The sequence below is a fragment of the Rikenella microfusus DSM 15922 genome (assembly GCF_000427365.1).
In the GTDB taxonomy this organism is placed as follows: domain Bacteria; phylum Bacteroidota; class Bacteroidia; order Bacteroidales; family Rikenellaceae; genus Rikenella; species Rikenella microfusus.
The window spans coordinates 2191745-2215944 of the sequence record NZ_KE386488.1; the positions used below are offsets into that span (position 1 = coordinate 2191745).

Consider the following 24200-nt stretch of genomic DNA (forward strand, 5'->3'; position numbering starts at 1 on the left):
CAAAGATTTGTTCCGGGGGATTACGAAAACCAAATGGTTTTTTGTTTCTATTTATATTTTATTTTCAGTTGTTTGTGTGTTTTTCATGGAGGGTTTCCACCATGCTGTTTTCGTCGGTTGCGGGGTGGGCCAGCGGGTGCATTTCCATCGCTCTGCGCAGGTCGCGCATTTCGAGATGGGTGTATATTTCGGTGGTCAGGATGGATTCGTGGCCGAGGAGTTCCTGCACGGCCCGGATGTCGGCGCCGCCCTGCAACAGGTGGGTCGCGAAGGAGTGGCGCAGGGTATGGGGGCTGACGGTTTTGGCGATGCCTGCGGCTGCGGCGCTTTTGCGGATGATGGTGAAGATCATCACGCGGGTCAGTTTCCGGCCGTGCTGGTTGAGGAACAGGATGTCGGCCGAGTCTGCCGCCACGGGCATCGTGCGCCGCTGGTCGAGGTAGTGCCGTACCTGACGGAGCGCGGTGTCGGCGATGGGGACGAGCCGTTGTTTGTTCCCTTTGCCGGTGACGCGCACGATCCCTTCTTCCGCGAAGATGTCGTTCAGCCGCAGGTTTACCAGTTCGCTCACGCGCAGGCCGCAGCAATAAAGCACTTCGAGGATGGCCCGGTTGCGGTGTCCGAGAGGGGCGCTCAGGTCGATGCCGTCGATCATCCGGCGGATCTCTTCGTAGGAGAGGGTGTCGGGCAGTTTGCGGGCGATTTTGGGCGATTCGATCAGTTCGGTGGGCGACGTTTCGATACGGTCGCTGTGGAGCAGGAAGGCGAAGAAGCTCCGCACGCCGCTCAGGGTACGGGCCTGGGTGGTGTCGCCGGCGCCGCTGTCGTAAATGCTGGCCATGAACGCTTCTATGTCGGCCGCGATGACGGCGGCGGGTTCTTTCGGGGTGCCGTTTTCGAGGATGAAGGCGCGGAGCCTGTCCACGTCGCGCAGGTAGGCTTCGATGCTGTTGGCGGACAAGCCGCGTTCGAAACGGAGGTAATCCCGGTAGTCGTCGATGGATTGTCTCCAGGTGTTTTCTGTCGTCTGATCGCTCATTTCCCGTTCGTATGCCGTTCGGCGTAATGCCGCCGTAATGAAAAAATAACGGCTTACGGCGGGCGAAGTTATCCAAAATTGCACTATTTTTGGGCTTCAATCGGAGAAATCATGAAAAAACTGCTGATTATCAACGGGCCTAACCTGAACCTGCTGGGCCTGCGAGAAAAGGAGGTTTACGGTTCGCAGACGTTCGAGGATTACCTGACGGAGCTGATCGCGGAGTTCGGCGACCGGGCGGAGCTGGACTATTTCCAGTCGAATGTGGAGGGGGAGATCATCAATGCGCTGCATGACGCGCGGGGCAGGTACGACGGGGTGGTGCTCAATGCGGGGGGCTATACGCACACGTCGGTGGCGATCGCGGATGCGATCGGGGCGGTGGCGGCCTGCGGGCTGAAAACGGTGGAGGTGCATATCTCCAATATCATGGCCCGCGAGGAGTTCCGCCATGTGTCGCTCATCGCGCCGCGCTGCGCGGGATCGGTAATGGGGTTCGGCATGCAATCCTACCGGCTCGCTGTATATAGCTTTTTATAACCGTCCGTTTACTTCGTACAATAAAATAAGTTTCCGCGTCAGCGGGCGGGCCGGACGCCTCCCCATCGGGAGGCCCGCAATTCGTCGCTCTACGCGCCGAAAGTTGCGACCGCTCCCGGGCGTCCGGATTTTATGAATAACCGTAGGTTTAAAAAGTACTCCCGGCTTCTTACAAGTACGAAGTACGGGTAGAGGCTGCCGGCCCGGGAATGTGCGATTTCCCGATCCGACGGGAGTCGGGAGCGGGGAATCGCATTCCCGGCGACTTTTTTTGCTTACTTTTTGGGTCGCGCAAAAAAAAAGTTAAGTGCCCCGCGGCATGAGCGGGTAAGAAAAGAATAAACGCCCGTCGGTGAAAGACAGTACATTTAACCATACGGTTAAACTGTTTTACACTTTCGGCTTTGCGCCCGCCCCCGAAGCCGCAAAGCGGCTTGGGCGCAAAAGCCGGCGATTCTTAAGAATCGCATCGTTAAGAATCGTACGAATATACGGACGGTTAAAAAACAATAAAAACGAGATGGAAAAGAAGACCAAGATAGTAGCTACCATTTCAGATCGTCGTTGCGACGTGGAATTTATCCGTTCGTTGTACGAAGCGGGGATGAACGTGGTGCGCATCAATTCGGCCCACACGTCCTTCGAAGGGGCCACGAATATCGTCAATAACACGCGGGCCGTATCCGAGAAGATCGCCATTCTGGTGGATACCAAGGGACCGGAGATCCGTACCACGCGAATGACCGACGAAGGCATCGCCGTCGAAGAAGGCGACCTGCTCACCCTGCGCGGGACGGACGACAACGACCTGTTGTCGTCGCGGGACTGCATTTTCCTGAACGACCGCGATATTTTCGACGAAGTGCCCGTCGGCGTGGCGGTGCTGATCGACGACGGCGACATAGCCCTCGAAGTGACCGACAAAATCGACGGCGCGCTGATCGCACGGGTCAGGAACAGCGGCGTCATCAAAGGACGCAAGAGCGTCAATATTCCCGCCGTGCATCTGCACCTGCCCGCACTGACCGAACGCGACCGGGAATATATCCACTGGGCGGTTCGCATGAACCTCGACTTCATCGCCCACTCGTTCGTGCGGCACAAACAAGACCTGCTCGACATCCAGAAAATCCTGGACGCGGAACACAGCACGATCAAAATCATCTCGAAAATCGAAAACCAGGAGGGGGTGGACAATATCGACGAGATACTGGATCACACTTATGCGGTGATGGTGGCCCGCGGCGACCTGGGCGTGGAACTGAATGCGGAGCAGATTCCGATCGTACAGAAGAACCTCGTGCAGAAGTGTATCGAGAGCAAAAAGCCGGTGATTATCGCCACCCAGATGCTCCATTCGATGATTAATAATCCGCGGCCGACGCGGGCGGAAGTGAGCGACGTGGCGAACGCCATTTTCCAACGAGTGGACGCGATCATGCTGAGCGGCGAGACGGCTAACGGCAAATACCCGGTGGAAGCGGTGAAGGCGATGGCGAAGATCGCGCTGGCGATCGAACAGGAGGTCGCTCCGATCATCGATGTCAATATGGTGCGCATCAATAACGAAATTACGGCACAGCTGGCCCGTTCGGCGGTGAGGGCATGTACCAACCTGCCGGTCAAGGCGGTGCTGATCGACACCCTGTCCGGTCGCACGGGGCGTTATCTGGCGGCTTTCCGGGGCGAAAAACCGGTCTATGCCCTTTGTTACCGCAAGCATGTGATGCGCGAGATGGCGCTCTCCTACGGGGTATATGCGGAATATGCGGAACCGGCGATCGCCCACGATCGGTTCAGTTACCAGATGTTGCTGATACTGGAGCGGGAGGGCAAGATCGCCAACGACGACCTGGTGGTCGTGGTGGGCGGATCGTTCGGCGCCGCCAAAGGGGCGTCGTTCATGGAGATCAGCAAGGTGATCCACCTGCTCAATAAGGCGATGATCGAATAAACTCCGAAATTCCGTTACCTTACCGCGTGTGATTGTCCCTTTTTGAAAGAAAAAGGTCCGAAGAGATTTCCGGGAGCTTCGCTAATCCAGACGTGTTCGCCGGAACTTCTTGGGATACGGAAATGGCTGCCGCTGATGTAATTGCTACATAAAGCGGCAGCCGTTTTTCGTACCTAAAGACCGGAATCTTTCGACAGCTTCAGGATGCGCGGCGTCTGCGGAAGTCTTACCGCGAACCGCGAAGCGGTTTCTTCCTCGCCGCTCACCGTAGTCGGCAAGCGGCCTTTGGGTGCGGTGACGGCATCGGTTGTTCACCAGGAGAACGGTTCCGTACAGCGGGCCGTGAAAAATCGGACGATTGATCGGATACGGCACGGTTGTTGTCGTTATGTGCTATAGTAAAAGCGAATGTCGAATCTTTAAAATTATCGTCTTATGTATTTCGTTTGGTTTATATTGATCGGCCTGGTAGTCGGCTGGCTGGCCAGCCTGATCGTGAAAGGCAGCGGTTCCGGATTTATCGTCAATATCATTATCGGTATTCTCGGCGGCGTTCTCGGCGGATGGCTTTTCAGCCTGTTCGGCCTGATTCCCGTCGGGACTTTCGGCAGCCTTTTGACGGCGCTGGTCGGAGCGATCATTCTGCTGTGGCTCGCCGCATTGGTACGGAAGAAAAACTGATCCGTCAGCGATATGTAAAACGAGGCGAGCGTCCCGGAATTATTTCGGGACGCTCGCCTCGTCCTTTTAAAGCATAATCAGAATGGAACCCGCAAGGACCATCAATCCGCCGATTAACGTTTTCGGGTCGGCCGGTTCGCCGAGGACGACAATCCCTAACAGTATGGTGAACGTCACGCTGAGTTTGTCGCTCGGCACGACTTTGGAGGCTGTAGTGCTTTAAAATAGAAGAGCCAGGAAAGCCCCGTGGCGATTCCCGACAGCACCAAAAAGAGCAGGTTGTGTCCGGACAGTGTTCTGGCTTCGTGGAAGTGACCGGAGAAAATGACGATCTCCCACGTAATCAGCAGAATCACGGCGGTACGCACGGCTGTGCGAGATTCGAATTCACGCTTCGCGCTCCGACTTTGAACAGTATGGCGGTCAGGGCGGCGAACAGGGCCGGGAGTATGGCATACCATTTCCACATGCCTGAGAAGAAAAACAGACTTATAAATAGGTGGCGACGACCTGTTTGGCGAAACGCGTTTCCAGCGTCCGGGCGATCGCTCCCAATACCTTGCGCCGCAGGATCAGCGTCTCTTTGTCCGCCGCCGCGGTATTGCTTTTGCGCATGCCCACCACCAGCTCGATCCGGTCCGAAGAGAGCAGTATTTCGCAAATATGGTACGCCGGGCCTCGTCCTGTCGGCATCTCGGCATAATTTTCCAGGATTTCCAATACTTTGCTCAACGTGAGCAATCCTTCGGTCGTCAGGTCCACCCCGTCGATCTCCCACTGGGGCGGCAGTTCGGGGTCGGTCGAAGTCAGTTGCCGCCGCAGCCCCGTCTTCCAATAGCCCGCGATCTGCTCCGCCAGCAGGTGGCCGCAGATGATCTTCCGGCCGTCGAAAGTCCGGATACGTTCGGCCAGCGAAGCGATGTCCGACGTGAGCGACGGCGGGCAGGAACACAGCAGCGTTTTGCGCGGTTCGCGGATGTGGACGGCCACGCAGCTGATGTCGTCTTTCGGGATGTCCGCGTCGTTGCCCACCGCACGGTCCAGTATCCGTCCGGCCAGGGCGGACGGCGAAACGGACGGATCGCCGCGCAGCAATTCGCCGAGGTACGCTGCGACATTGTCCCGGCCCCAGCCGAACGGATACCGGTCGGTGCCCAGGCCGCTCTGCGTCACGCCGTCGGTCGTCAGCACGATGCGGTCGCCGCGGCGCATGGCGAAACTGCCGGTATGGAAAGTCTGCGTGCGGCCCGTTTGCGGGTGGCTGTAGGGGTGAGCCTTGCGCCCGATCTCCAGCGGCTCGCCTCCCCGGAATACGAAAGCCTGCGGATTGTCGTATTCGATCAGGCGGACGATGCCGCTGCGGTGGTCGATATCCACGATGGTAAACGTGGAATAACTGATTTTCCGGATACTGCATACCGGCAGGGTTTGCATCACGGTACGCGCCGTCTCCTCGATGGATTGCGGCGCGCCGGCCATCCCCATGAAGATCGAAGCGGTCAGCGTCGATAGCAGGTGGGCCTTGACGCCGTGGCCCATCCCGTCGGAGAGTACCAGTACCGTATGGCCGTGGGCCGGAAACTGCCGTTGCAGGAAACTGTCGCCGCACGGGGCTTCGTTGCCGCAGCAGGCCTGTTTACAGACCGTTTCCACGAAAAGGCCGGAGGTATTCATCGCCGTTGTCCGTTTTCAGGTGCGACTTTCAATGCCCGAATCACCGACCCGATGCTCTTCGCGTTTTCCGATACCTCTTCGCCCAGCAGGAAAGCGACCTGCTGGATCATCCGGATGCTGCGGTCGGCCGTCTGCTGCAACCGTGCCGTCAGCTCCTCGACGCGGATGTCGGGATCGGCCAGATTTCTCAGCAGCACGATGGTCAGTTCCCCGCGCCGAATGTTATAGGCCGAAAAGGTGTAAGGCGTACCGTTCCAGACGATGTCTTCCCGTTCTGTGTCTTCGCCCGACGCATGGACGGTTTCCGCCAGGGCGCAGAGTTCGTCCGGCAGTATGTCCCTTAACGGCACTCCGGCCAGGGAGGGGGCGTTTTCGGCCCGCTGGGCGGCTTTGTAGCCGCCTGCCCGGACGAAAGGTTCGTTGGCGAGCAGGATTCCGGCCCCGGCTCCGATCGCGGCCGAGGGGGAGGGTAGTTTGCGGACCAGCGTATGCAGCGTTTCGATGCTGTCTTTTTCGCGTTCGCGCAGTCGGCGGTTTTCGGCTTCGAGCCGTTCGATGCGGCCGAGCAGTTCTTCCTGGGATGCCATATGCGTCAATCGAGAACGATGTCGAACTGGTCGTAAGGGGCCGTGCGCCATGCCTTGTCGCAGGACAGGGCCGAAACGGCCAGCAGGGGCGAGAAGGTGCGGACTTTGATCGTCTTTCCGTCGGGCATGAATTCGAGGATGCGCAACCATCCGTCTCCGCCGTTTCCGTGCCACTGGTTATCGGCCGTCTGGGCGTTGAACATCATCTGGGCGACCGTCCGGCCCGCCGCATTGCGGTCGGTGCGGAAGCTGACATTGCCCTCGTAATCGCTGATTTCGCATTCGTGGCCGCACAGCACCAGCCGGATGTTGGGAGACGGGACGACCAGTTTTTCGAAGATGGCTTTCCCGTAATTGGCCGGCGAAATCAGGTAATTTTCTTTCTCGATGTGCCTGCCTGTCCACGACAGGTAAGAATGGGTCAGCAGGATTACTTTGGAGTCCTTGTATTTCGGTTGCGCGACCAGCTCTTTGGCCCACTTGATGGCCTCGTCGCGGGGGGCGAATTCCAGCGATACGACCAGCAGTTTTCCCCAGGTGTCGCTTTCGAACTCGTAAGCGGCGTTTTCCAGCGTGGGGATCCCTTTGTAGTTCAGTCCGGTCGAGACGAGCGACTTGCGCCACAGCGGGTTGCGTTCGCTGGGGAAGTAGTCCGGGAACCGGCTCATCCGGTTTTCCGAACGGTAGTAGCCGTAGTCGTGGTTACCCGTACAGAGCACGTAAGGCAGCCGGTTGTCGAGGCGTTCGAAAGCGCGCGAAGCGGCACGCCATTGCTCCTCGCTGGTCTGGTTGCCGTTCACGCCGTCCGGGATGCGCGTTTCGTTCTGTTCCACCAGGTCGCCGGTGCAGATCACGGTTTTCACCCGGAGCGAGTCGGCGTTATTGACGCACCAGGCCGTCATCAGTTCGAAAATGGGTTGGTTGGCGTCGAATTTGGTATAACTCTGCGGATCGGGCAGCAGGATCATCGAAAACGATTCCGGGTTTTCGAGTTTGGGTCGCAGCGGCAGCACCTGCGCGTCGGCGGGCATGAGGCTCGCGCCCGACAACAGGGCGGCCAGACAGAAAAATCTGAGTTTCATATTCGGTTTGGGTCGGTTTGTTTGTGGATAGAATCGGGTGGTCAGGGTATCCGGCGATTCTCGTCCGATCCGTCAGCGGCCCGGCCGTCTTTCAGGACGGCCGGGCCGCTGACGGTCGCCGGGCGATTTAGAAAAGTCCGGAAAGGTTGCCTTCGTCGTCGATGTCGATATGTTCGGCCGCCGGTTCTTCAGGCAGGCCCGGCATACGCATGATTTCGCCCGTGATCGGGATCAGGAATCCCGCCCCGGCGGCGATTTCGATGTCGCGCACCGTAATGACGAAATCTTTGGGCCGTCCCAGCAGAGCCGGATTGTCCGACAGCGACTTCTGCGTCTTCGCCATGCAGATCGCCAGAGCGTCCAGTCCCAGATCGGCGATGCGTTTCAGGGCGTTTTTCGCTTTCGGCGTATAATCGACGGCTTCGGCCCCGTATATGTTTTTGGCGATCGTTTCCACTTTTCGGGTCACCGGTTCGTCCAGCGGGTAGAGCGGTTTGAACTGCGGACAGCAGTGGTCGGCCGTCTCCGCCACCAGTCCGGCCAGCTCTTCGGTTCCGGCGCCGCCCTGTCCCCATACGTCCGCCACCGCGCACGGCACTCCGCGCATCGTGCAATAATCCCGGATGAATTGCAGCTCCTCGTCGCTGTCCGTGGCGAACTTGTTGATCGCCACCACCGGCGAAAGACCGAACAGGCCGATGTTCTCGATATGTTTCTGCAAATTGACGATACCCCGTTCCAGCGCTTCCACGTCCGGCGTTTTCAGCTCTTTCAGCGGTTGGCCTCCGTGGTATTTCAACGCCCGCACCGTCGCCACGAGCACCACCGCATTGGGCGACAGGCCCGCGGCCCGGCACTTGATGTCCAGGAATTTTTCAGCCCCCAGGTCGAAGCCGAAGCCTGCTTCCGTCACCGTATAGTCCGTCAGCGAGAGCGACATCTCGGTGGCCACCACCGTATTGGTCCCTTGGGCGATGTTGGCGAACGGCCCGCCGTGGATCAGCGCCGGAGTCCCTTCGAGGGTCTGCACCAGGTTCGGTTTGATCGCGTCTTTCAGCAGCGCCGCCATCGCCCCTTCCGCATGCAGGTCGCGGGCGTAAACCGGTTTTTTGTCGTAAGTGAAGCCGACGAAGATATTTCCCAGACGCCGTTTCAGGTCGGCGATGCTCGTGGCCAGGCAGAGGATCGCCATCACTTCCGAGGCGGCCGTAATGTCGAAGCCCGTCTCGCGCGGCACTCCGGACGCCGTGCCGCCCAGACCCGCCACGATGTGGCGCAGCGACCGGTCGTTCATGTCCATCACCCGTTTCCAGGAGATCGTGCGGGGATCCAGCCCCAGGGAACGGGTCTTGCTTTGTATGTTGTTGTCGATCAAGGCGGCCAGCAGGTTGTGCGCCTTTTCGATCGCCGCGAAGTCGCCCGTGAAGTGGAGGTTGATGTCCTCCATCGGGAGTACCTGCGACAGGCCGCCTCCGGTGGCTCCTCCCTTCAGCCCGAAAACCGGCCCCAGCGAAGGTTCGCGCAGTACTACGCACGAGCGTTTGCCGATCCGGTTCAGCGCCTGCGAAAGCCCGATGGAGACCGTCGTCTTGCCTTCGCCGGCCGGAGTGGGCGAAATGGCCGATACGAGGATCAGTTTGGCGTTTTTTCGTTTCTCCCGGTCGATATACGACAGCGGCACTTTGGCCTTGTATTTTCCGTACAGTTCGAGGTCGTCGGGGGCGATACCCAGCTGCCGGGCCACTTCCGTGACCGGTTTCATCCGCACCGAGCGGGCGATTTCGATATCTGTCTTCATAGCGGTTGTATGGTTTGGAATTTTAATATTCATGGTAGATTGACCAATCAAATATAATACCTTTTTCGTATATTAGTGGTTTAAATCAGAAACAGGAGCATCGTATGAAAATCCGCATACTCGGTCCGGCGCATCCCTACCGGGGAGGAATCGCTAAGTTCAACGAGGTACTGGCCGCCTCTTTCGGGCGCGAAGGACACGACGTGAAGATCGTCAGCTTCACGCTGCAATATCCTGCGTTCCTCTTTCCGGGCCGGACGCAATATACCCGGATGGCGGCTCCGGAGGGGGTCGCCATCGAGCGGCGCATCAATTCGGTGAACCCGCTGAACTGGCCTGCCGTGGGACGAGAGATCGCCCGCGAGCGGCCCGATCTGCTCATTCCCCGTTTCTGGATGCCTTTCATGGGGCCTTCGCTGGGAACGATCGCGCGTACCGTGCGGCGCCATTCGCCCCGGACGCGCGTCGTCGCTCTGGCCGACAATATCGTGCCGCACGAGCACCGGCCCGGCGACCGGCCGCTGACCGGTTATTTTCTCCGGCAGACCGACGCGGTTGTCTATATGTCGGACGAGGTGGGGCGCGACCTCGATTCGTTCGGTTACCGGGGGCTGAAGGCGATGACGCCGCATCCGATTTACGACGTTTACGGCCCGCCGGTATCCAAGGCGGAGGCCTGCGAAGCCCTGAGGCTCGACCCGGCGACGGATTATGTCCTCTTTTTCGGTTTTATCCGGGATTACAAGGGACTCGACCTGTTGCTGGAGGCTTGGGCGAGGCTCCGGGCGGAGGGAAAGACCGGCGGGAAAAAACTGTTGATCGGCGGGGAATATTACGGGAACAAGGAGAAATACGATACCCTGATCCGGTCGTTGGGACTGGCGGATGAGGTGATCGTCCACGACCGGTATATCGACGAAAACGAGGTGCGCCACTATTTCGGGGCCGCCGACCTGGTGGTACAGCCCTACAAGAGCGCGACGCAGAGCGGAGTGACGCAGATCGCCTACCATTTCGGCGTGCCGATGGTCGTCACCCGCGTGGGCGGCCTGCCGGAGATCGTTCCGGACGGACGGACGGGCTATGTCGTCGATGTGGACCCCGGAGCCATCGCGGAGGCGATAGCCCGGTTTTACGATCAGCGCAAGGCGGAGGAGTTCCGCGCCTGTATCGGAATCGAAAAAAAACGTTTCGGGTGGGAGGCCCTGACCGGGACTTTTTTCAGACTGTATGAGGAAATCGAAAAATAACCGATTGTTTATGAAATACTTCAGGCTTACTTTCTCATTCCTGGCTCTGCTGCTGGCGGGGCTGGCCGTGGCCGGGGCCACGGAGCTGTACGACAGGCTGATCGCCCTGAAAGGGGTGGTTTCGGTCGAGGAACTGGACAAAGGCTTTTTCGAGGAGCGTTATGTGGTGATGTTCGACCAGCCGCTCGACCACAAGAACCCTTCGAAAGGGCACTTCGAACAGCGTTTCGTGGTGGCCCATGCCGGTTTCGACCGCCCGACGGTGATCGTGACGGAAGGCTACGGCGGAGCGCGGGCGCTGAATCCGCGTTACCGGGAGGAGCTTTCGTCGAGACTGGGCGCGAACCAGATCTTCGTGGAGCACCGTTATTTCGGGGAATCGACGCCTTCGCCGCGCAACTGGGATTACCTGAACGCCGAAAACGCGGCTGCCGACCTGCATGCCGTGCGGCAGGCGCTCGCGGCGGTCTATCCGGAAAAGTGGGTCGGCACGGGGGTCAGCAAGGGGGGCGAAAATTCGCTGATCTACCGGATGTACTATCCGCAGGACGTGGACGTGACGGTGGCTTACGTGGGGCCGATTTGTTTCGGGGTCGAGGACGGCCGGCACGAGCCGTTTCTTGAACGGGTCGGGACGGCCGAAGAACGGGCGGCGATCCGCGAATTCCAGACCGAAGTGCTGAAACGGCGCAAAGAGCTGGTGCCGCTGTTCGACGAGTATTGCAAATCGAAAGGTTACGAGTTCCGCACGAATATCGACGAGGTGTTCGATCTGTGCGTGCTGGAATATCCTTTTTCCATCTGGCAGTGGGGTACGGCCGTGAGCGTGATTCCCGCTTCGGACTCGCCGCATCAGGAGCTGCTCGACCATCTGACGGCGACTGTCTCGCCGGATTATTTCGCCGTCAGCGAGGAACCGTCGTTCTTCGTGCAGGCCCAGCGCGAACTGGGGTATTACGGGTACGATACGGCTCCGTTCGAGGGGTTGCTTTCGATCAAAAACGCCAAAGGTTACCTGCCGCGCATCCTGTTGCCGGACGATGCCCGGCGAATCCGGTTCAGCGACGCGCTCTCCCGGAAAATAACCGCTTTCTACAAGACCAACGACCCGAAGGTGATCTGCATATACGGACAGAACGACCCGTGGAGCGCGGCGATGCTCGATACGACGGCGTTCGACGGCAAGCAGAATATGAAGCTGATCGTCGAACCCGGAGGCAGCCACCGCGCGCGTATCAAGACGCAGAGCGACGAAGTGCAGAACCAGATATGGAAAACGATCGAAGGCTGGCTTTTCGGGATTTAAAAGGCCTGATGTGTTTAGATTCGTTTCCGAGCTTGATGTTCGGAGGATCGCGCCTGCGCGGGCCCCGACCCGCGCAGGTGCGGAGATACGGTGATTCTTTAGCGTTAATCGATAAGATAAAGATATGAACTACATCGAATATAACATCAACGTACCGAACCCCGAGGTGGGGGAGATCGTAGTGGCCGAATTGGCCGATATGGGTTTCGAGAGCTTTTCGGATTACCTGCCCGACGGCTTTATGCCGGGCGCCGGGAGCGTAAAGTGTTATGTTCCGGCCGCCGCGGAGGCCGAGGGTGCGAATCATACCCGCATTCAAAATTTCCTGTACAACGAAGGACATCCCTACGAGCGGCAGGAGATCGAGCCGCAGAATTGGAACGCCGAGTGGGAGTCGCATTTCGAACCGATCGAGATCATGGGCGGCTCCTGTTATATCCGCGCCCCGTTCCATCCGGCGAAAGGGGCGGAATACGAGATCGTCATCATGCCGAAGATGTCGTTCGGCACGGGCCATCATGCCACGACCTATCTGATGGCCGAGCAGATGCTGGCGTTGGACTTCGGCGGAGCGTCGGTGCTGGATATGGGCAGCGGGACGGGTATCCTGGCGATACTGGCGGCGCGGCGCGGCGCCGTGGTGGCGGATGCGGTGGACATCGACGAATGGGCATATGAAAATTGCCTCGAAAACATACAGGCCAACGGCGTGCAGACGGTCGTATGTCCCGTTCTCGGCGATGTGTCGGCCATCAAAGGCAAGGTGTACGACTATATCCTGGCTAATATCAATCGGAATATCCTGTTGGCGGATATGGCCGAGTATGCCGCCGCTTTGCGCAGGGGAGGTCTGTTGCTGGTCAGCGGGATTCTGGAATTGGACGTGGATACGGTGATCGGCCGGGCGCGGAAACAGGGGCTGGAACAGACGGCCGTGAATACCCGTGACGGCTGGGCGCAGATTACTTTCCAGAAAGCGTAGTCGGGTGTTGTTGCAGGATGACCGTATCCGGCTGCGGGCCATGGAGCCGGACGATTGCGAGGCGATGTACCGTTGGGAGAACGATACGTCGCTGTGGACGTTCGGCGATGTTACGCGTCCGTTTTCCCGGGCGGTGTTGAGGGATTTCATCGCCGATGCTTCGCTCGACATATATCATGCGCGGCAGCTCCGGTTGGTGATCGAACCGTTGTCTTGGCCGGAGGCGGTCGGCTGTGTCGATCTGTTCGCTTTCGACCCGCTGAACCGGCGGGCGGGAGTAGGGGTGCTGGTTTATGAACCGGATATGCGTAGGAAGGGATATGCTTTTTCGGCGTTGAAAATAGTGGCGGAGTATGCTTTCGGATATCTGGAGCTGCGGCAGTTGTGGGCCGATATTCCGGTTTCCAATACGGCGAGCCTCGGTTTGTTCGCAAAAGCGGGCTTTACCGGCGATACGGTGCGTCGGGAATGGGTTCGCCGCCATGACGGTACGTACGAAGATGCCCGTTTCGTGCAACTGTTCCGGAAATGGTAGGTTTAAATGTATGTCTGCCGCCGACGGGCGTTTGTTCTTTCTTCGCCCGCTCATGCCGCGGAGGCACTTTCTTTCTTGCGCGACCAAGAAAGAAAGCAAAGAAGTCGCCGGGAATGCGATTCCCCGCTCCCGACTCCCGTCGGATCGGGAAATCGCACATTCCCGGGCCAGCAGTCTCCGCCCCTGTTTCGATACCAATATAAGAAGCCGGAAGTATTTTTAAACCTACGGTTAAGAATAAATTTCCGCGTTAGCGGTCAGGCCGGAGCCACCCCCGGCGAAGGCCTGCAACTTGCAAAGCTCGTTGGGCCTCCGCTGGCTCCGGCCTGACTAAAGGAGAACATTGTAATAAACCGTACGTTTCTTTGCCCAAGGACGCAGCCTACGGGGAATAGGGTACTTACAGGCCGGATCGAGTGCCAAGCGGCATCGGGCCTCCGCTGCGGGAAGTTGCGGCCCGCACGGCCTAAAGGCCGCAAAGTAAGCCCCTGCCATTTAATTGTACAATTAATTCTATGACCGGAGCCAGCGAAAGCAAGACCGCAGGTTGCAGCCCTTTGCCGGGGGTGGGTTGCCGTTCCGGCTCCCTCCTGGCTCCTCGGCCATTCGTGCAAGCCCGATGGCTCTCGGCTGCTGCGTCGGTTCGGGCTGACCGCTACGCGGACAATTAACCGTACGGTTCTTTGTGAAGAATCCGCGTTAGCGGGCGGGCCGGACGCCTCCCCACGGGAGGCCCGCAACTCTCGCGCAGCTCGATGCGGTCGCTCCCGGGCGTCCGACCCGAATGAAAGATAATCGTAGGTTTAAAGAAGTACTCCCGGTTTCTTACATTGGCATCAAAGTGCGGGTAAAGGCTGCAAACCCGGGAATGTGCGATTTTCCGTTCCGACGGGAGTCGGGAACGGGGAATCGCATTCCCGGCGAGTTTTTTGCCTTCTTTTTTGGTCGCGTAAAAAAGTAAGTGCCCCGCCGACATAAGGCGTCCGGAGAAGCCGGTGCCCCCGCGGTATGAGCGGACGGAGAAAGAACAAACGTCCGTCGGCGAAAGACATACGGTTAATTCGATCGGGCTGCGGAACTACCCGATGGTCGCATAGCGTGGGTAAAGCGCAAATGCTTATCTGCCTTTTATCGAAAAGCGGGGCATCCTTAAATAGGATGCCCCGCCGGATTTTTCAATGACGACAGACTTAAAGTTCGTCCAGTTTCACCTCCTTGATACGTCCAGTTTCACCTCCTTGATACGTCCCTTGTCGCTGAGGATCACGATACGCAGGTCGCTCGACGTAGCCCCGTCGAACGAATAAGTCTCCATCGAGCCGTTGTTCAGACGGCTTTTCCCCTTCCATACCGGAATGAAGAGACCGCCGCCGCTCGAAAGCTGGATCTCGAACTCCACCGGAGCGCCCTCGTCCCAGGCGATCCCGATCGAAGTCGGCTTCGCCCCGCTGCGCAGCTCGTAGGTAATATACTGGTTTTTGGTACCCTCCCATACGGTATTCAGATTCCCGTCCACCGTGTTAGCCGCTTTATCGTCGGCAATGCTGGCCGACACTTTCGCTGCAAGCGAGCCTTTCCGCTCGCTCGCACGCATCTCCAGCAGACGTCCCGCCTCCACCACCGTAAAGTCGCGTTTGAGCTTCATATCCTCGGACGAAGCCCCGACCATCACCGTGAAATCTCCCGGCTCGACCGTCCACTTGTAATTCAGATCCAAAATCTCCAGATCGCGCGGCAGGAGCCGGAATTCCACTCGTTTGCTCTCGCCCGGCGCCAGATGTACGCGTTCGAAACCGCGTAACACTTTTTCATAAGCCATCACCGAAGCGATCCTGTCGTGCAGGTAGAGCTGAACCACCTCGTCCCCTGCACGAGTGCCCGTATTGGTCACCGTGCACGAAACCGTCAGCCCCTGATGCGGCGTAATCACCGTATCCGAAAGTTGCAAATCGCTGTATGCGAACGTCGTATAGCTCAGCCCGAAGCCGAACGGATAGAGAGCTCCGTTCACCCGTGCCCGGTGGCTGCGCGGCCCGTTGGCTCCCCATGAATCGCTCTGAGCCGACGGCAGCGTCGGGAAATTGAAGGGAATCTGCCCCACGCTGCGCGGGAATGTTACCGTCAGCTTGCCGCCCGGATTGTAGTCCCCGAACAATACCTCGGCCACCGCCGTACCGCCGTGCCGACCCGGATACCATGCTTCGACGATCGCCGGCACGTACTTGTCCGCCCAGTTAATGGAAAGCGGCCGGCCGTTGATCAGGACCAGAATCACCTTTTTCCCCTGCTCTTTCAGCGGTGTGATCGCTTCCAGCAACTGTTGCTGGCGGCCCGGCAGGTCGAGGCTCGACCGAGACTTGTTCTCGCCGCAGGTGCGCGTGCCTCCGCCGAGCACCAGTACCACCGCATCGGCTCCGGCCGCCGTCTCATATGCCCGCGCGATACTATCTTTCTCCTGCTGCGTCAGCGGATAGTCCATCAGTTCCGAATCCGGCCAGTTGTCGTCCACCAGTTCGCACCCTTTCGCATAGACGACCTCGGCATCCCCGGCCGCCGCACGGATGCCGTCCAGAACGCTCACCGGCTCTACGGCATTGGGGCCGTAACGCGCCGTCACGAAATCGGTCGCCGCCGCGTTCGGCCCGATCACCGCGATACGGTGCACGCTGTCGCGGTTCAAAGGAAGCGTATGCGACTCGTTTTTCAGTAAAACGATGGATTCCAGCGAAATCTGTTTGGCCACCGCTTCGTTGGCCTCGCTGCACACTTCGGCATCGGCGGCTTTCAGGTCGTTTTTGTACGGATTGTCGAACAGTCCGCACAGGAACTTCACCCGCAGGATGTCCCGCACGCGGTCGTCGATCACCTCTTCGCTCAAAGCGCCCTCTTTCACCAGCTCGCGCAGCGGCACGATGAACGAATCGGGCGAGCGGAACGTACAGCGCACGTTCAGTCCCGCTTCGACCGCCTGACGGACGGCCTCTTTCATGTCCGCCGCCGTGAAATGCTTGCTGTACAGGTACTCCACGGCATCGCTGTCCGATACGACGTAGCCCCGGAAACCGTACCGCCCGCGCAGCACTTCGGTCAGCCAGTGGCGGCTTCCCTGAATCGGTTCCCCGTCGAAATCGTTGTAGGAACTCATGATGCCCAGCAGCCCGGCTTCGCGGATCACCCGTCCGAAAGGATAGACGTGGATCTGCTCCATCTCGCGCAGCGACATTTGCGGATTGTTCCGCGCCATGCCTTCGCGCGCGCCTTTGCCGTTGCTGTATCCCACGAAGTGTTTGGAAGTGGCCGCCACGCCCTGGTCCTGAATGCCGCGCACCATCTGTATCCCCAACTCGGCCACCAGATAGGGCGATTCGCCGTACACCTCCTCGTAACGGCCCCAGCGCTGGTCGCGTCCCACGTCGAGAATCGGGGCATAGATATTGGTATAACCCAGCGCTTTGGCTTCGCGCCCTTCGATCTCGCCCATTTTATAGACCAGATCGCGGTTCCACGTGTGCCCCACGCCCAACTGGGTCGGGAAATTGGTAGCCCGGTAGCTCTCTACGCCGCGCAACCCCTCGTTCGTGAAATCGACCGGAATGCCGAGCCGGGTATTTTCGACGAAAAAGCGCTGCACTTCGTTGAGCGCCCACGCATGGTTCGACGCGGGCCATACCCAGGGGTTCTTGTCGGGGGAGTTCCGGCCGCCGCGCGGATAACCGTTCAGGTGTTCGTCGATCGCCCCGATACCGTCTTTCCAGATACGGTCGGTTTTCCACTCCGGGGTGGGAAGCCGGTCGGTCAATACCCGTCCGTAGCCGTACAGGGTAGCCATCTGGGCGGTTTTTTCGTCGAGGTTCATCTGCGAGAGCAGGTCTTCGACGCGTTTGTCCACCGGTTGTGCCGGGTCTTCGAAAATGTCTTTTTTCCCGTTTTTGTTGAAGTCGATCCAACCGTCGCGGTACATGTCGCCTTTGGGACGGTATTCGGAACGGATCACCGGTTCGCCGGCTTTGCCGAAACCCTGGGCGGCAGCGTTCCCTGCCAGACAAAGGGCTGCCAGAGCCGGCAGCAGAATGGTCTGTTTTGCCATCGAATGATAAATATGATTTGGTGTTAGTAGCAGCGCAAATGTACTCATTTCGTCCCGAAATCCGTCTCCGCTGTTCCGAGCCGGAAACGGGCCGCCTGACTACCGTTCGCCGTCGGTATGGGAGAGACGGTCCGGGAAGTGCCGCCCGGTTCGGGCAAGGTCGTACTATACTTGCTCAAAAAATATCCGTTTCCCCAGCCGAATCGGGGAAACGGATACGTTCCATGGAATAAGGTCCTTTTTTACAACAGGCTTTTGATGTCGGCGATGATGCGGTTCGCCAACGCCTCGGCCGACGCTTTGTCCCTGCTTTCGGCATAGATGCGGATGATCGGTTCGGTGTTCGACTTGCGCAGGTGTACCCATTCGGTCGGGAAATCGATCTTCACCCCGTCGATGTCGTTCACCTTCTCCGAAGCGTATTTGGCTTTCATCCTGGCCAGGATACCGTCCACGTCCGTTCCCGACACCAGGTCGATCCGGTTTTTCGAAATGTAATAGGCCGGATAGGTCGCCTTGAGTTCCGACAGTTTCTTGCCCGTCTTGGCCAGGTAGGTCAGCAGCAGGGCAACCCCCACCAACGCGTCGCGGCCGCTGTGTAGGGCCGGATAAATCACGCCTCCGTTGCCTTCGCCGCCGATGACGGCATCCGTTTCGCGCATTTTCGCCACGACGTTCACCTCGCCCACGGCCGCGGCTGCGTACGAACCGCCGTATCGAGCCGTAACGTCTGCCAGCGCGCGGGAGGAGCTGAGGTTCGATACCGTGTTGCCGGGCGTCTTCGACAGCACGTAGTCCGCTACGGCCACCAGCGTGTATTCTTCGCCGAACATCGTCCCGTCTTCGTTGATCAGGGCCAGCCGGTCCACGTCCGGATCGACCACTACGCCCAGATCCGCTCCCGATGCCGGGACGAGCGCCGAAATTTCGGTCAGATGTTCCGGAATCGGCTCCGGATTGTGGGCGAACTTACCGTCCGGGGTGCAGTTCAGCTCGACGACTTCGACGCCCATCGCTTTCAGAAGAGCCGGCATGACGATTCCGCCGACCGAATTGACTGCGTCCACGACCACCTTGAATTTCGCCTGCCGCACGGCTTCGACGTCCACCAACGGAAGCGCCAGCACGGCGTCGATATGTTGTTTGTCGTACGATTCCCGCACGATCACGCTGCCGATGCCGTCGATTTCCGGGAAGGTGTATGCCTCGGTATCGGCGATTTCGAGTACCCGCTGCCCTTCGGCGGCGTTGAGGAATTCGCCTTTGGCGTTGAGCAGTTTCAGGGCGTTCCACTGTTTAGGGTTATGGCTGGCCGTGAGGATGATCCCGCCGTCCGCTCCGTGTCCCGTTACGGCCATTTCGGTGGTCGGCGTGGTGGCCAGTCCGATGGCGATCACGTCCACGCCGCTGGCCATCAGGGTACCTTCCACGATGTCCGAGACCATCTGCCCGGAGAGGCGTGCGTCGCGGCCCACCACTACGCGCAGCCTGCGCCCGTCCGCCGCAACGGTTTCCTTGAGCCACTGGCTGTACGATGCCGTGAATTTCACCAGGTCGATCGGCGTCAGCGCGTCGCCCGGCGTGCCCCCGATGGTGCCCCGGATGCCTGAAATGGATTTGATCAGAGTCATGGTAGTTAGTTCGTTTATATTTTCGAATTAGACGGCAAGTTACTAATTTAGCCGGAGTTTTATCCCGTTCCTGATGAAATTCGGTACATTTTTCCGCGAAAACATACGCCTTTCGTTCGCCTCGATCCTGAGCAACCGCCTGCGGTCGATCCTTACGATGGCGATCATAGCCATCGGCATTATGTCGCTGGTGGGGATCGTGACGGCCATCGAGTCGATCAAGGCGAGCATCACCGAATCGTTCGCGTCGCTCGGGGCGGGCGGCTTCTCGATCCAGAACCAGAGTCTGTACGGCATGGGCTGGGGGCGCAACCGCAATGACAATTTCATCGGTTACGACCAGGCGCGGGAGTTTCGGGAACGGTTTTCCATTCCGTCGTCGGTAGCCTTGACGATGAATATCAGCGGCGGAGTGACGGCCAAATACCGCTCCGAAAAGAGCAATCCGAACCTATGGCTGTGGGGCATGGATGAAAACGGACTGCGGAACAGCAGCCTGGAGATCGCCTCGGGGCGCAACTTCTCGCGACGCGAAGCCGAGACGGGCGCCCGCGTGGCTGTCATCGGTTACGGAGTGGCCGATTTGTTGTTCCCTTCGGGCGATTCGCCGCTGGGAAAAACGATCAACATCGCCGGCGGACAATACGAAGTGGTGGGGGTGCTGGCCCCGAAAGGCAGCGGCATGGGCATGGGGCGCAACGACGACTTACGGCTTGTCATTCCTATTACTACGGCACGGGCGGCGTTCCCGAACATGCGGGTCAGTACGGTGATTTCGGTGATTCCGGACGATCCGAGGCTGTTGGAAACGGCGGTCAGCGAGGCGGAAGGGTTGTTCCGAACGATCCGCCGGCTGTCGGCGGCGGACGAGTCGGATTTCACCGTAGAACGCAGCGATTCGCTGGCGGCGATGCTGGCGGACAATATGGCTACGGTCACGCTGGTGGCTTCGTTGGTGGGGCTGATTACGCTGCTGGGCGCGGCGGTGGGACTGATGAACATCATGCTGGTTTCGGTCAGCGAGCGTACGAGGGAGATCGGCACGCGGATGGCTTTGGGAGCGAAGCCGCGGATGATTCGGGAGCAGTTCCTGCTCGAATCGATCGTTATTAGCCAGCTGGGGGGTATTTGCGGCATCGTGCTGGGAATCGTATGCGGTAACTTGATTTCGGTGCTGACGGGCGGAATGTTCGTAGTGCCCTGGCTGTGGATTCTGGTGGGAGTGGCCCTATGCCTGATCGTCGGCGTCGGTTCCGGTTACCTACCGGCACGCAGGGCCGCTTCGCTGGACCCGGTCGAGGCGCTGAGGTACGAATAGGCGTTAGAATACGACTTCCCGACTCGGTTAAAATCGAGATGTCAATATCGGCTTGCGGCCTTTAGGCCGCGCGGGCCGCAGCCTCCCGCAGCGGAGGCTCGCTCGCCATGCTCGTTCCCGTTCCCCGTAGGCTGCGGCCATTGGCAAACAAACGTACGGTTATTTCCACGGTCGGACGCCCGGGAAGTCTCGGGTAGTTACAGCCCGGCTCGAGTGCCGAGCGGCACCGGACCTCCCGTGGGGAGGCGTCCGGCCCGCCCGCTATCGCGGTACCTTTACGAATAACCTTAGGGTTAATTGTATGTCTTTCGCCGACAGGTGTTTGTTTTTTCTTTGCCCGCTCATGCCGCGGGGGCACTTTCTTTCTTGTGCGACCAAGAAAGAAAGCAAAGAAGTCGCCGGGAATGCGATTCCCCGCTCCCGACTGACGTCGGCCCGGGAAATCGCACATTCCCGGGCCAGCAACCTCTACCCGTACTTCGGTACCAGGTAAACAACCGGGAGTACTTTTTAAACCTACGATTTTTAATTTTCGGAAATATCCCTTTCAGGCTTGTACTTTATATATTTATATAGCTTCCGGCTTTCGATGTCTCGGCGCGCGTCCCCCTGCGGGCGGACCCGCGACCGCGACAGCTTTCCGGAAACCGGAACAAGCCGAATGGGGATACTTCCGTTAATTTTTGCGATTCATGAGAATCGCCGGCTTTCGCGCCCAAGCGGCATAGCCGCTTCGGGGGATGGGCGCAAAGCCGACCGGGAAAGCATTTTAACGGTACGTTTCTTTGTAATGGGCCGCAGTCTACGGGCAATAGGGTAATTATAGCCAGGTTCGAGTACCGAGCGGTACCGGGCCTCCTGGAGGAAAGCGACCGGTCCGCCCGCTATCGCTAAAACCTGCATGCAAATCGTATAATCAATACACCGGCACACCGCATGTGCTAAAGCGCGAAAGCTCCCCCGCCGGCTCCGGGCCTCGCAGCGCAAGGCGATGCAAACCCGGCCTCCCCCGGAAGGTCCGGCACAAGCAACCGGGAAAGCATCGGCTAAAGCAGGCGGCATATCGAAATATAGAATGGGAAGCCGAAATTGCGCGTCAGATCTGTTCCGGATCAAGTTCCGTCACATACCCCTCTTCCAGCAGCCACGTCCGTCCCGGATATTGGCGGATATTGGCGATATTGTGCGTCGAGATGATGACCGTGCGGCCTTCGTCGGCAATACTGCGGAACAACTCCATCACCTCCTGCGTGGCATTCGGATCGAGGTTGGCCGTCGGTTCGTCCGCCAGCACGATCTGCGGGTTGTTCAGCAAAGCCCGAGCTATCCCCGCCCGCTGCCTCTCGCCCCCCGATAACTGGTGAGGATAGGCATGCGCCTTATGTTCCATATACGTCAGGTGCAGCACGTCCCATATCCGGTTGTCGATCGCCGCGGTATCGCGCCAGTCCGTGGCGCGGAGGACGAATTCGAGATTCTGGTACACGGTGCAGTCGTCGAGCAGCGTCGCGTCCTGGAAGACGATCCCCAGCCGCCGACGCAGGTAAGGCACCTGTTTGCGGGTGAGCGAATGCAGGGCGAAACCCGCGATCTGTCCCCGTCCCGCCAAAAGCGGCAACTCGCCGTAAAGCGTCTTCAGCAGGCTGCTTTTGCCGCTGCCCACGCGCCCCACCAGATAAATCAGCTCGCCGGGCCATGCGTACAGATTCACCTCCCGAAGCACTTCCCTGCGGGAATTCTTCTGGAAAATCACGGCATCCGTAAGCTGTAAAAAAGGTTGTTCCTGCATCATATCGTCAGGACAAATATACGCTTTTGCCGTAAAAGAAAAGCGGCCTTTATTCGGGCCGCTTCGATAAAAGGAGGCGGATTATTCCAGAATGTAATCCTTATTATCCTCTTGGTAAGTCAGAGAGGGCGTATAACGGGTTTTGAGCGAAGCCCATACGTCGTTGCCCGACCGGATGTCTCCGACCAACGGGTACAACTCGCTCTCCAATCCGGAGCCATAGCCGCGTCCCGTTTCCGCGAAAAAGACGATGACGCAGAGTTCCTGCAATGTCCGCGGCAGATCGCTCAATTCGCAGCCATCGTCGGCGAATCCGATGAATAGCGCGGCATTATTCTGTGCATCGTTGTCCGGATCGGCAGCGATGCTGACATAATTCCGGGGACGGCCTACGCGCACGACCGGATCGTATTGCTGCCAGCCGTGGCCTATCCGTATGGACAAGCCGCCCAGGGCGGCATTCAGGTCGGCGATGATCCGGTCGCGTACGACGTAATTTCCTTCGATCCAGACACGGGCATTCCATTCTTTGCCCGCTTTGTACAAATCCGACATCTTCATGATTCGGTAAATTGTAGTAAAACAAATCGGTTAGCAGCAATGCTGCACAACGAAAATAACCGATACCGAATCGCGTGAAAGGCACGGGTTTGCGAAAGGTCGGAAAGAGTTTGCCGCGCTGCCGGAAAGTCAGGAACCGAAACGGTAATCTTTCGCCAGACCTCCCTCGGCCGTCTCCTTATAGAGGCTCGGCAGATCGTGTCCCGTCTGGCGCATCACCTCCACCACCCGGTCGAAACTCACCCGGTGCCTGCCGTCCGAATAGGTCGCATAGATGTTCGAATCCAGCGCCCGCGCCGCCGCATAGGCATTTCGTTCGATACAGGGAATCTGCACCAGCCCGCAGATCGGATCGCAGGTCAGCCCCAGGTGGTGTTCCAGTCCCATTTCGGCCGCATATTCGATCTGCGCCGGCGTCCCTCCGAACAGTTGGCACGAAGCCGCCGCAGCCATCGCGCAGGCCACGCCCACCTCGCCCTGGCATCCCACCTCCGCGCCCGAAACCGACGCGTTGTGCTTGACCACGTTCCCGAACAGCCCCGCAGTCGCCAGCGCCCGGAGCATACGCGGCTTGATGAAATCGCGCGTCTGCTGCAAATGGTACAACACGGCCGGCATCACCCCCGACGACCCGCAGGTCGGAGCCGTGACGATCTCCCCGCCCGCCGCATTTTCCTCCGAAGTCGCCAGCGCGTAAGCATAGACCAATCCCCGGCTGCGCATCGCTTCCGAATACCCCTTCGAACGGATGAAATATCCGGCGGCCTTGCGGCGCACGCCCAGACCGCCCGGCAGCACGCCCTCGGCCTCCAGGCCCCGTCGGATACCCTCCTGCATGATCGTCCACACCCGGTCCAGATAATCCCAGATCTCCGGTCCTTCGCACTGCTCGACATACTCCCAGTACGAGCAACCCGTCTTTTCGCACCACTCTTGTATTTCGGCGATGGTGGTCATGCCGTAGATCATCTCGGGCTTTTCCGCCGCCGTCTCCTCGTTGGCCAGCGAACCGCCGCCGATGCTGTATATGCGCCAGCTTTCGCGCGGCTCGCCGTCCGTGCCGTAATAGCTGTCGAACTGCATTCCGTTCGGGTGGAACGGCAGAAAAACCTCCGGTTTCCAATGAATCGACGTCGGAGCGGCCGGTTCCAGAACGTCCAGGATGGCTTTGTCGGTCAGGTGGCCCTTGCCGGTGGCCGCCAGACTGCCGAAAAGGGTCACTTCGTACCGCGAGGCGCCCGGATTGCGCTCCAGAAACTCCTGCGCCGCCCGGCGCGGAGCCATCGTATGGCTGCTGGACGGGCCGTGCCCGATACGGTAGATGCCTTTGATCGATTCCATAAAGATTTCGCTTTGGAAATCCAAAGATACGTTTTTTCCGCTTGC

At 59.0% G+C, this 24200-nt stretch carries 19 protein-coding genes; 8 read left to right on the forward strand and 11 right to left on the reverse strand.

Features of this window, described 5'->3' with window-relative positions:
• Positions 1-64: 64 nt before the first annotated feature.
• Complete coding sequence (xerD, locus tag RIKMI_RS13855; protein WP_051214582.1) at positions 65-1039, reverse strand: site-specific tyrosine recombinase XerD; 975 nt, start codon at positions 1037-1039, stop codon at positions 65-67.
• Between the two features lie 111 nt (positions 1040-1150).
• Between xerD and aroQ the strand changes: the two genes are divergently transcribed.
• The 3 genes from aroQ (at position 1151) to RIKMI_RS0110095 (ending at position 4214) form a co-directional block, all read left to right on the forward strand.
• Positions 1151-1579, forward strand: coding sequence for a type II 3-dehydroquinate dehydratase (gene aroQ, locus RIKMI_RS0110080; RefSeq protein ID WP_027291507.1), 429 nt, complete (start codon positions 1151-1153; stop codon positions 1577-1579).
• A 520-nt stretch (positions 1580-2099) separates the two neighbouring features.
• Complete coding sequence (gene pyk, locus RIKMI_RS0110085; protein ID WP_027291508.1) at positions 2100-3533, forward strand: pyruvate kinase; 1434 nt, start codon at positions 2100-2102, stop codon at positions 3531-3533.
• 435 nt (positions 3534-3968) lie between these two features.
• Positions 3969-4214, forward strand: coding sequence for a GlsB/YeaQ/YmgE family stress response membrane protein (locus RIKMI_RS0110095; protein WP_027291509.1), 246 nt, complete (start codon positions 3969-3971; stop codon positions 4212-4214).
• A 66-nt stretch (positions 4215-4280) separates the two neighbouring features.
• Here RIKMI_RS0110095 and RIKMI_RS15290 read toward each other — a convergent pair whose 3' ends face one another.
• The 5 genes from RIKMI_RS15290 to RIKMI_RS0110125 all read right to left on the reverse strand — a co-directional run bounded on the left by RIKMI_RS15290 (position 4281) and on the right by RIKMI_RS0110125 (position 9355).
• Positions 4281-4412: a hypothetical protein gene (locus RIKMI_RS15290; protein WP_336433351.1), complete on the reverse strand. Its 132-nt coding sequence runs from the start codon at positions 4410-4412 to the stop codon at positions 4281-4283.
• Positions 4413-4703: 291 nt separating this feature from the next.
• Positions 4704-5888, reverse strand: a complete 1185-nt coding sequence (locus RIKMI_RS0110110) for a PP2C family protein-serine/threonine phosphatase (protein ID WP_027291510.1) — start codon at positions 5886-5888, stop codon at positions 4704-4706.
• Positions 5885-6475 (reverse strand): hypothetical protein, encoded by a 591-nt coding sequence (locus RIKMI_RS0110115; protein WP_027291511.1) that lies wholly within the window; start codon positions 6473-6475, stop codon positions 5885-5887. Before RIKMI_RS0110115 ends, RIKMI_RS0110110 begins: the two co-directional genes overlap by 4 nt.
• 5 nt (positions 6476-6480) lie before the next feature.
• On the reverse strand, positions 6481-7557 hold the full coding sequence (locus RIKMI_RS0110120; protein ID WP_027291512.1) for a metallophosphoesterase: 1077 nt from the start codon (positions 7555-7557) through the stop codon (positions 6481-6483).
• A 127-nt stretch (positions 7558-7684) separates the two neighbouring features.
• Entirely contained in the window at positions 7685-9355 is a 1671-nt protein-coding gene (locus RIKMI_RS0110125) for a formate--tetrahydrofolate ligase (protein ID WP_027291513.1), read from the reverse strand.
• A gap of 104 nt (positions 9356-9459) precedes the next feature.
• Here RIKMI_RS0110125 and RIKMI_RS13865 point away from each other — a divergent pair, with 104 nt between their 5' ends.
• The 4 genes from RIKMI_RS13865 (at position 9460) to RIKMI_RS0110145 (ending at position 13428) form a co-directional block, all read left to right on the forward strand.
• Entirely contained in the window at positions 9460-10605 is a 1146-nt protein-coding gene (locus RIKMI_RS13865; RefSeq protein WP_037291845.1) for a glycosyltransferase, read from the forward strand.
• 10 nt (positions 10606-10615) lie between these two features.
• Entirely contained in the window at positions 10616-11911 is a 1296-nt protein-coding gene (locus RIKMI_RS0110135) for a S28 family serine protease (protein ID WP_027291514.1), read from the forward strand.
• Positions 11912-12035: 124 nt separating this feature from the next.
• Positions 12036-12893, forward strand: coding sequence for a 50S ribosomal protein L11 methyltransferase (prmA, locus tag RIKMI_RS0110140; protein ID WP_027291515.1), 858 nt, complete (start codon positions 12036-12038; stop codon positions 12891-12893).
• A 4-nt stretch (positions 12894-12897) separates the two neighbouring features.
• Positions 12898-13428, forward strand: coding sequence for a GNAT family N-acetyltransferase (locus RIKMI_RS0110145; protein ID WP_027291516.1), 531 nt, complete (start codon positions 12898-12900; stop codon positions 13426-13428).
• Positions 13429-14635: 1207 nt separating this feature from the next.
• On the opposite strand, the gene RIKMI_RS0110150 is transcribed toward RIKMI_RS0110145, so the two are convergent.
• Complete coding sequence (locus RIKMI_RS0110150; RefSeq protein ID WP_084135260.1) at positions 14636-17515, reverse strand: glycoside hydrolase family 3 N-terminal domain-containing protein; 2880 nt, start codon at positions 17513-17515, stop codon at positions 14636-14638.
• A 242-nt stretch (positions 17516-17757) separates the two neighbouring features.
• Entirely contained in the window at positions 17758-19146 is a 1389-nt protein-coding gene (gene glmM / locus RIKMI_RS0110155; protein WP_027291518.1) for a phosphoglucosamine mutase, read from the reverse strand.
• Between the two features lie 73 nt (positions 19147-19219).
• Here glmM and RIKMI_RS0110160 point away from each other — a divergent pair, with 73 nt between their 5' ends.
• Positions 19220-20464 carry an ABC transporter permease gene (locus RIKMI_RS0110160; protein WP_027291519.1) on the forward strand — a complete coding sequence of 415 codons (1245 nt, stop codon included), beginning with the start codon at positions 19220-19222 and terminating at the stop codon, positions 20462-20464.
• A 1096-nt stretch (positions 20465-21560) separates the two neighbouring features.
• On the opposite strand, the gene RIKMI_RS0110170 is transcribed toward RIKMI_RS0110160, so the two are convergent.
• From RIKMI_RS0110170 to RIKMI_RS0110180, 3 genes are all read right to left on the reverse strand, one after another.
• Positions 21561-22256, reverse strand: a complete 696-nt coding sequence (locus RIKMI_RS0110170) for a cell division ATP-binding protein FtsE (protein ID WP_211224113.1) — start codon at positions 22254-22256, stop codon at positions 21561-21563.
• Positions 22257-22334: 78 nt separating this feature from the next.
• Positions 22335-22814, reverse strand: coding sequence for a hypothetical protein (locus tag RIKMI_RS0110175; RefSeq protein WP_027291522.1), 480 nt, complete (start codon positions 22812-22814; stop codon positions 22335-22337).
• Positions 22815-22943: 129 nt separating this feature from the next.
• The gene (locus RIKMI_RS0110180) at positions 22944-24155 is read right to left on the reverse strand and encodes an L-serine ammonia-lyase, iron-sulfur-dependent, subunit alpha (protein WP_027291523.1); all 1212 of its coding nucleotides are present in this window, start codon (positions 24153-24155) and stop codon (positions 22944-22946) included.
• Positions 24156-24200 lie beyond the last annotated feature (45 nt).

What these genes read in the sequence shown, in the direction of transcription:
- RIKMI_RS0110170 (WP_211224113.1), bottom strand. Translation starts at nt 22,256, where the DNA reads ATGATGCAGGAACAACCTTTTTTACAGCTTACGGATGCCGTGATTTTC.
- RIKMI_RS0110135 (WP_027291514.1), top strand. Translation starts at nt 10,616, where the DNA reads ATGAAATACTTCAGGCTTACTTTCTCATTCCTGGCTCTGCTGCTGGCG.
- RIKMI_RS0110095 (WP_027291509.1), top strand. Translation starts at nt 3,969, where the DNA reads ATGTATTTCGTTTGGTTTATATTGATCGGCCTGGTAGTCGGCTGGCTG.
- RIKMI_RS0110175 (WP_027291522.1), bottom strand. Translation starts at nt 22,814, where the DNA reads ATGAAGATGTCGGATTTGTACAAAGCGGGCAAAGAATGGAATGCCCGT.
- pyk (WP_027291508.1), top strand. Translation starts at nt 2,100, where the DNA reads ATGGAAAAGAAGACCAAGATAGTAGCTACCATTTCAGATCGTCGTTGC.
- prmA (WP_027291515.1), top strand. Translation starts at nt 12,036, where the DNA reads ATGAACTACATCGAATATAACATCAACGTACCGAACCCCGAGGTGGGG.
- xerD (WP_051214582.1), bottom strand. Translation starts at nt 1,039, where the DNA reads ATGAGCGATCAGACGACAGAAAACACCTGGAGACAATCCATCGACGAC.
- RIKMI_RS0110120 (WP_027291512.1), bottom strand. Translation starts at nt 7,557, where the DNA reads ATGAAACTCAGATTTTTCTGTCTGGCCGCCCTGTTGTCGGGCGCGAGC.
- RIKMI_RS0110180 (WP_027291523.1), bottom strand. Translation starts at nt 24,155, where the DNA reads ATGGAATCGATCAAAGGCATCTACCGTATCGGGCACGGCCCGTCCAGC.
- aroQ (WP_027291507.1), top strand. Translation starts at nt 1,151, where the DNA reads ATGAAAAAACTGCTGATTATCAACGGGCCTAACCTGAACCTGCTGGGC.
- RIKMI_RS0110160 (WP_027291519.1), top strand. Translation starts at nt 19,220, where the DNA reads ATGAAATTCGGTACATTTTTCCGCGAAAACATACGCCTTTCGTTCGCC.
- RIKMI_RS0110125 (WP_027291513.1), bottom strand. Translation starts at nt 9,355, where the DNA reads ATGAAGACAGATATCGAAATCGCCCGCTCGGTGCGGATGAAACCGGTC.
- RIKMI_RS0110110 (WP_027291510.1), bottom strand. Translation starts at nt 5,888, where the DNA reads ATGAATACCTCCGGCCTTTTCGTGGAAACGGTCTGTAAACAGGCCTGC.
- RIKMI_RS13865 (WP_037291845.1), top strand. Translation starts at nt 9,460, where the DNA reads ATGAAAATCCGCATACTCGGTCCGGCGCATCCCTACCGGGGAGGAATC.
- RIKMI_RS0110115 (WP_027291511.1), bottom strand. Translation starts at nt 6,475, where the DNA reads ATGGCATCCCAGGAAGAACTGCTCGGCCGCATCGAACGGCTCGAAGCC.
- glmM (WP_027291518.1), bottom strand. Translation starts at nt 19,146, where the DNA reads ATGACTCTGATCAAATCCATTTCAGGCATCCGGGGCACCATCGGGGGC.
- RIKMI_RS0110150 (WP_084135260.1), bottom strand. Translation starts at nt 17,515, where the DNA reads ATGGCAAAACAGACCATTCTGCTGCCGGCTCTGGCAGCCCTTTGTCTG.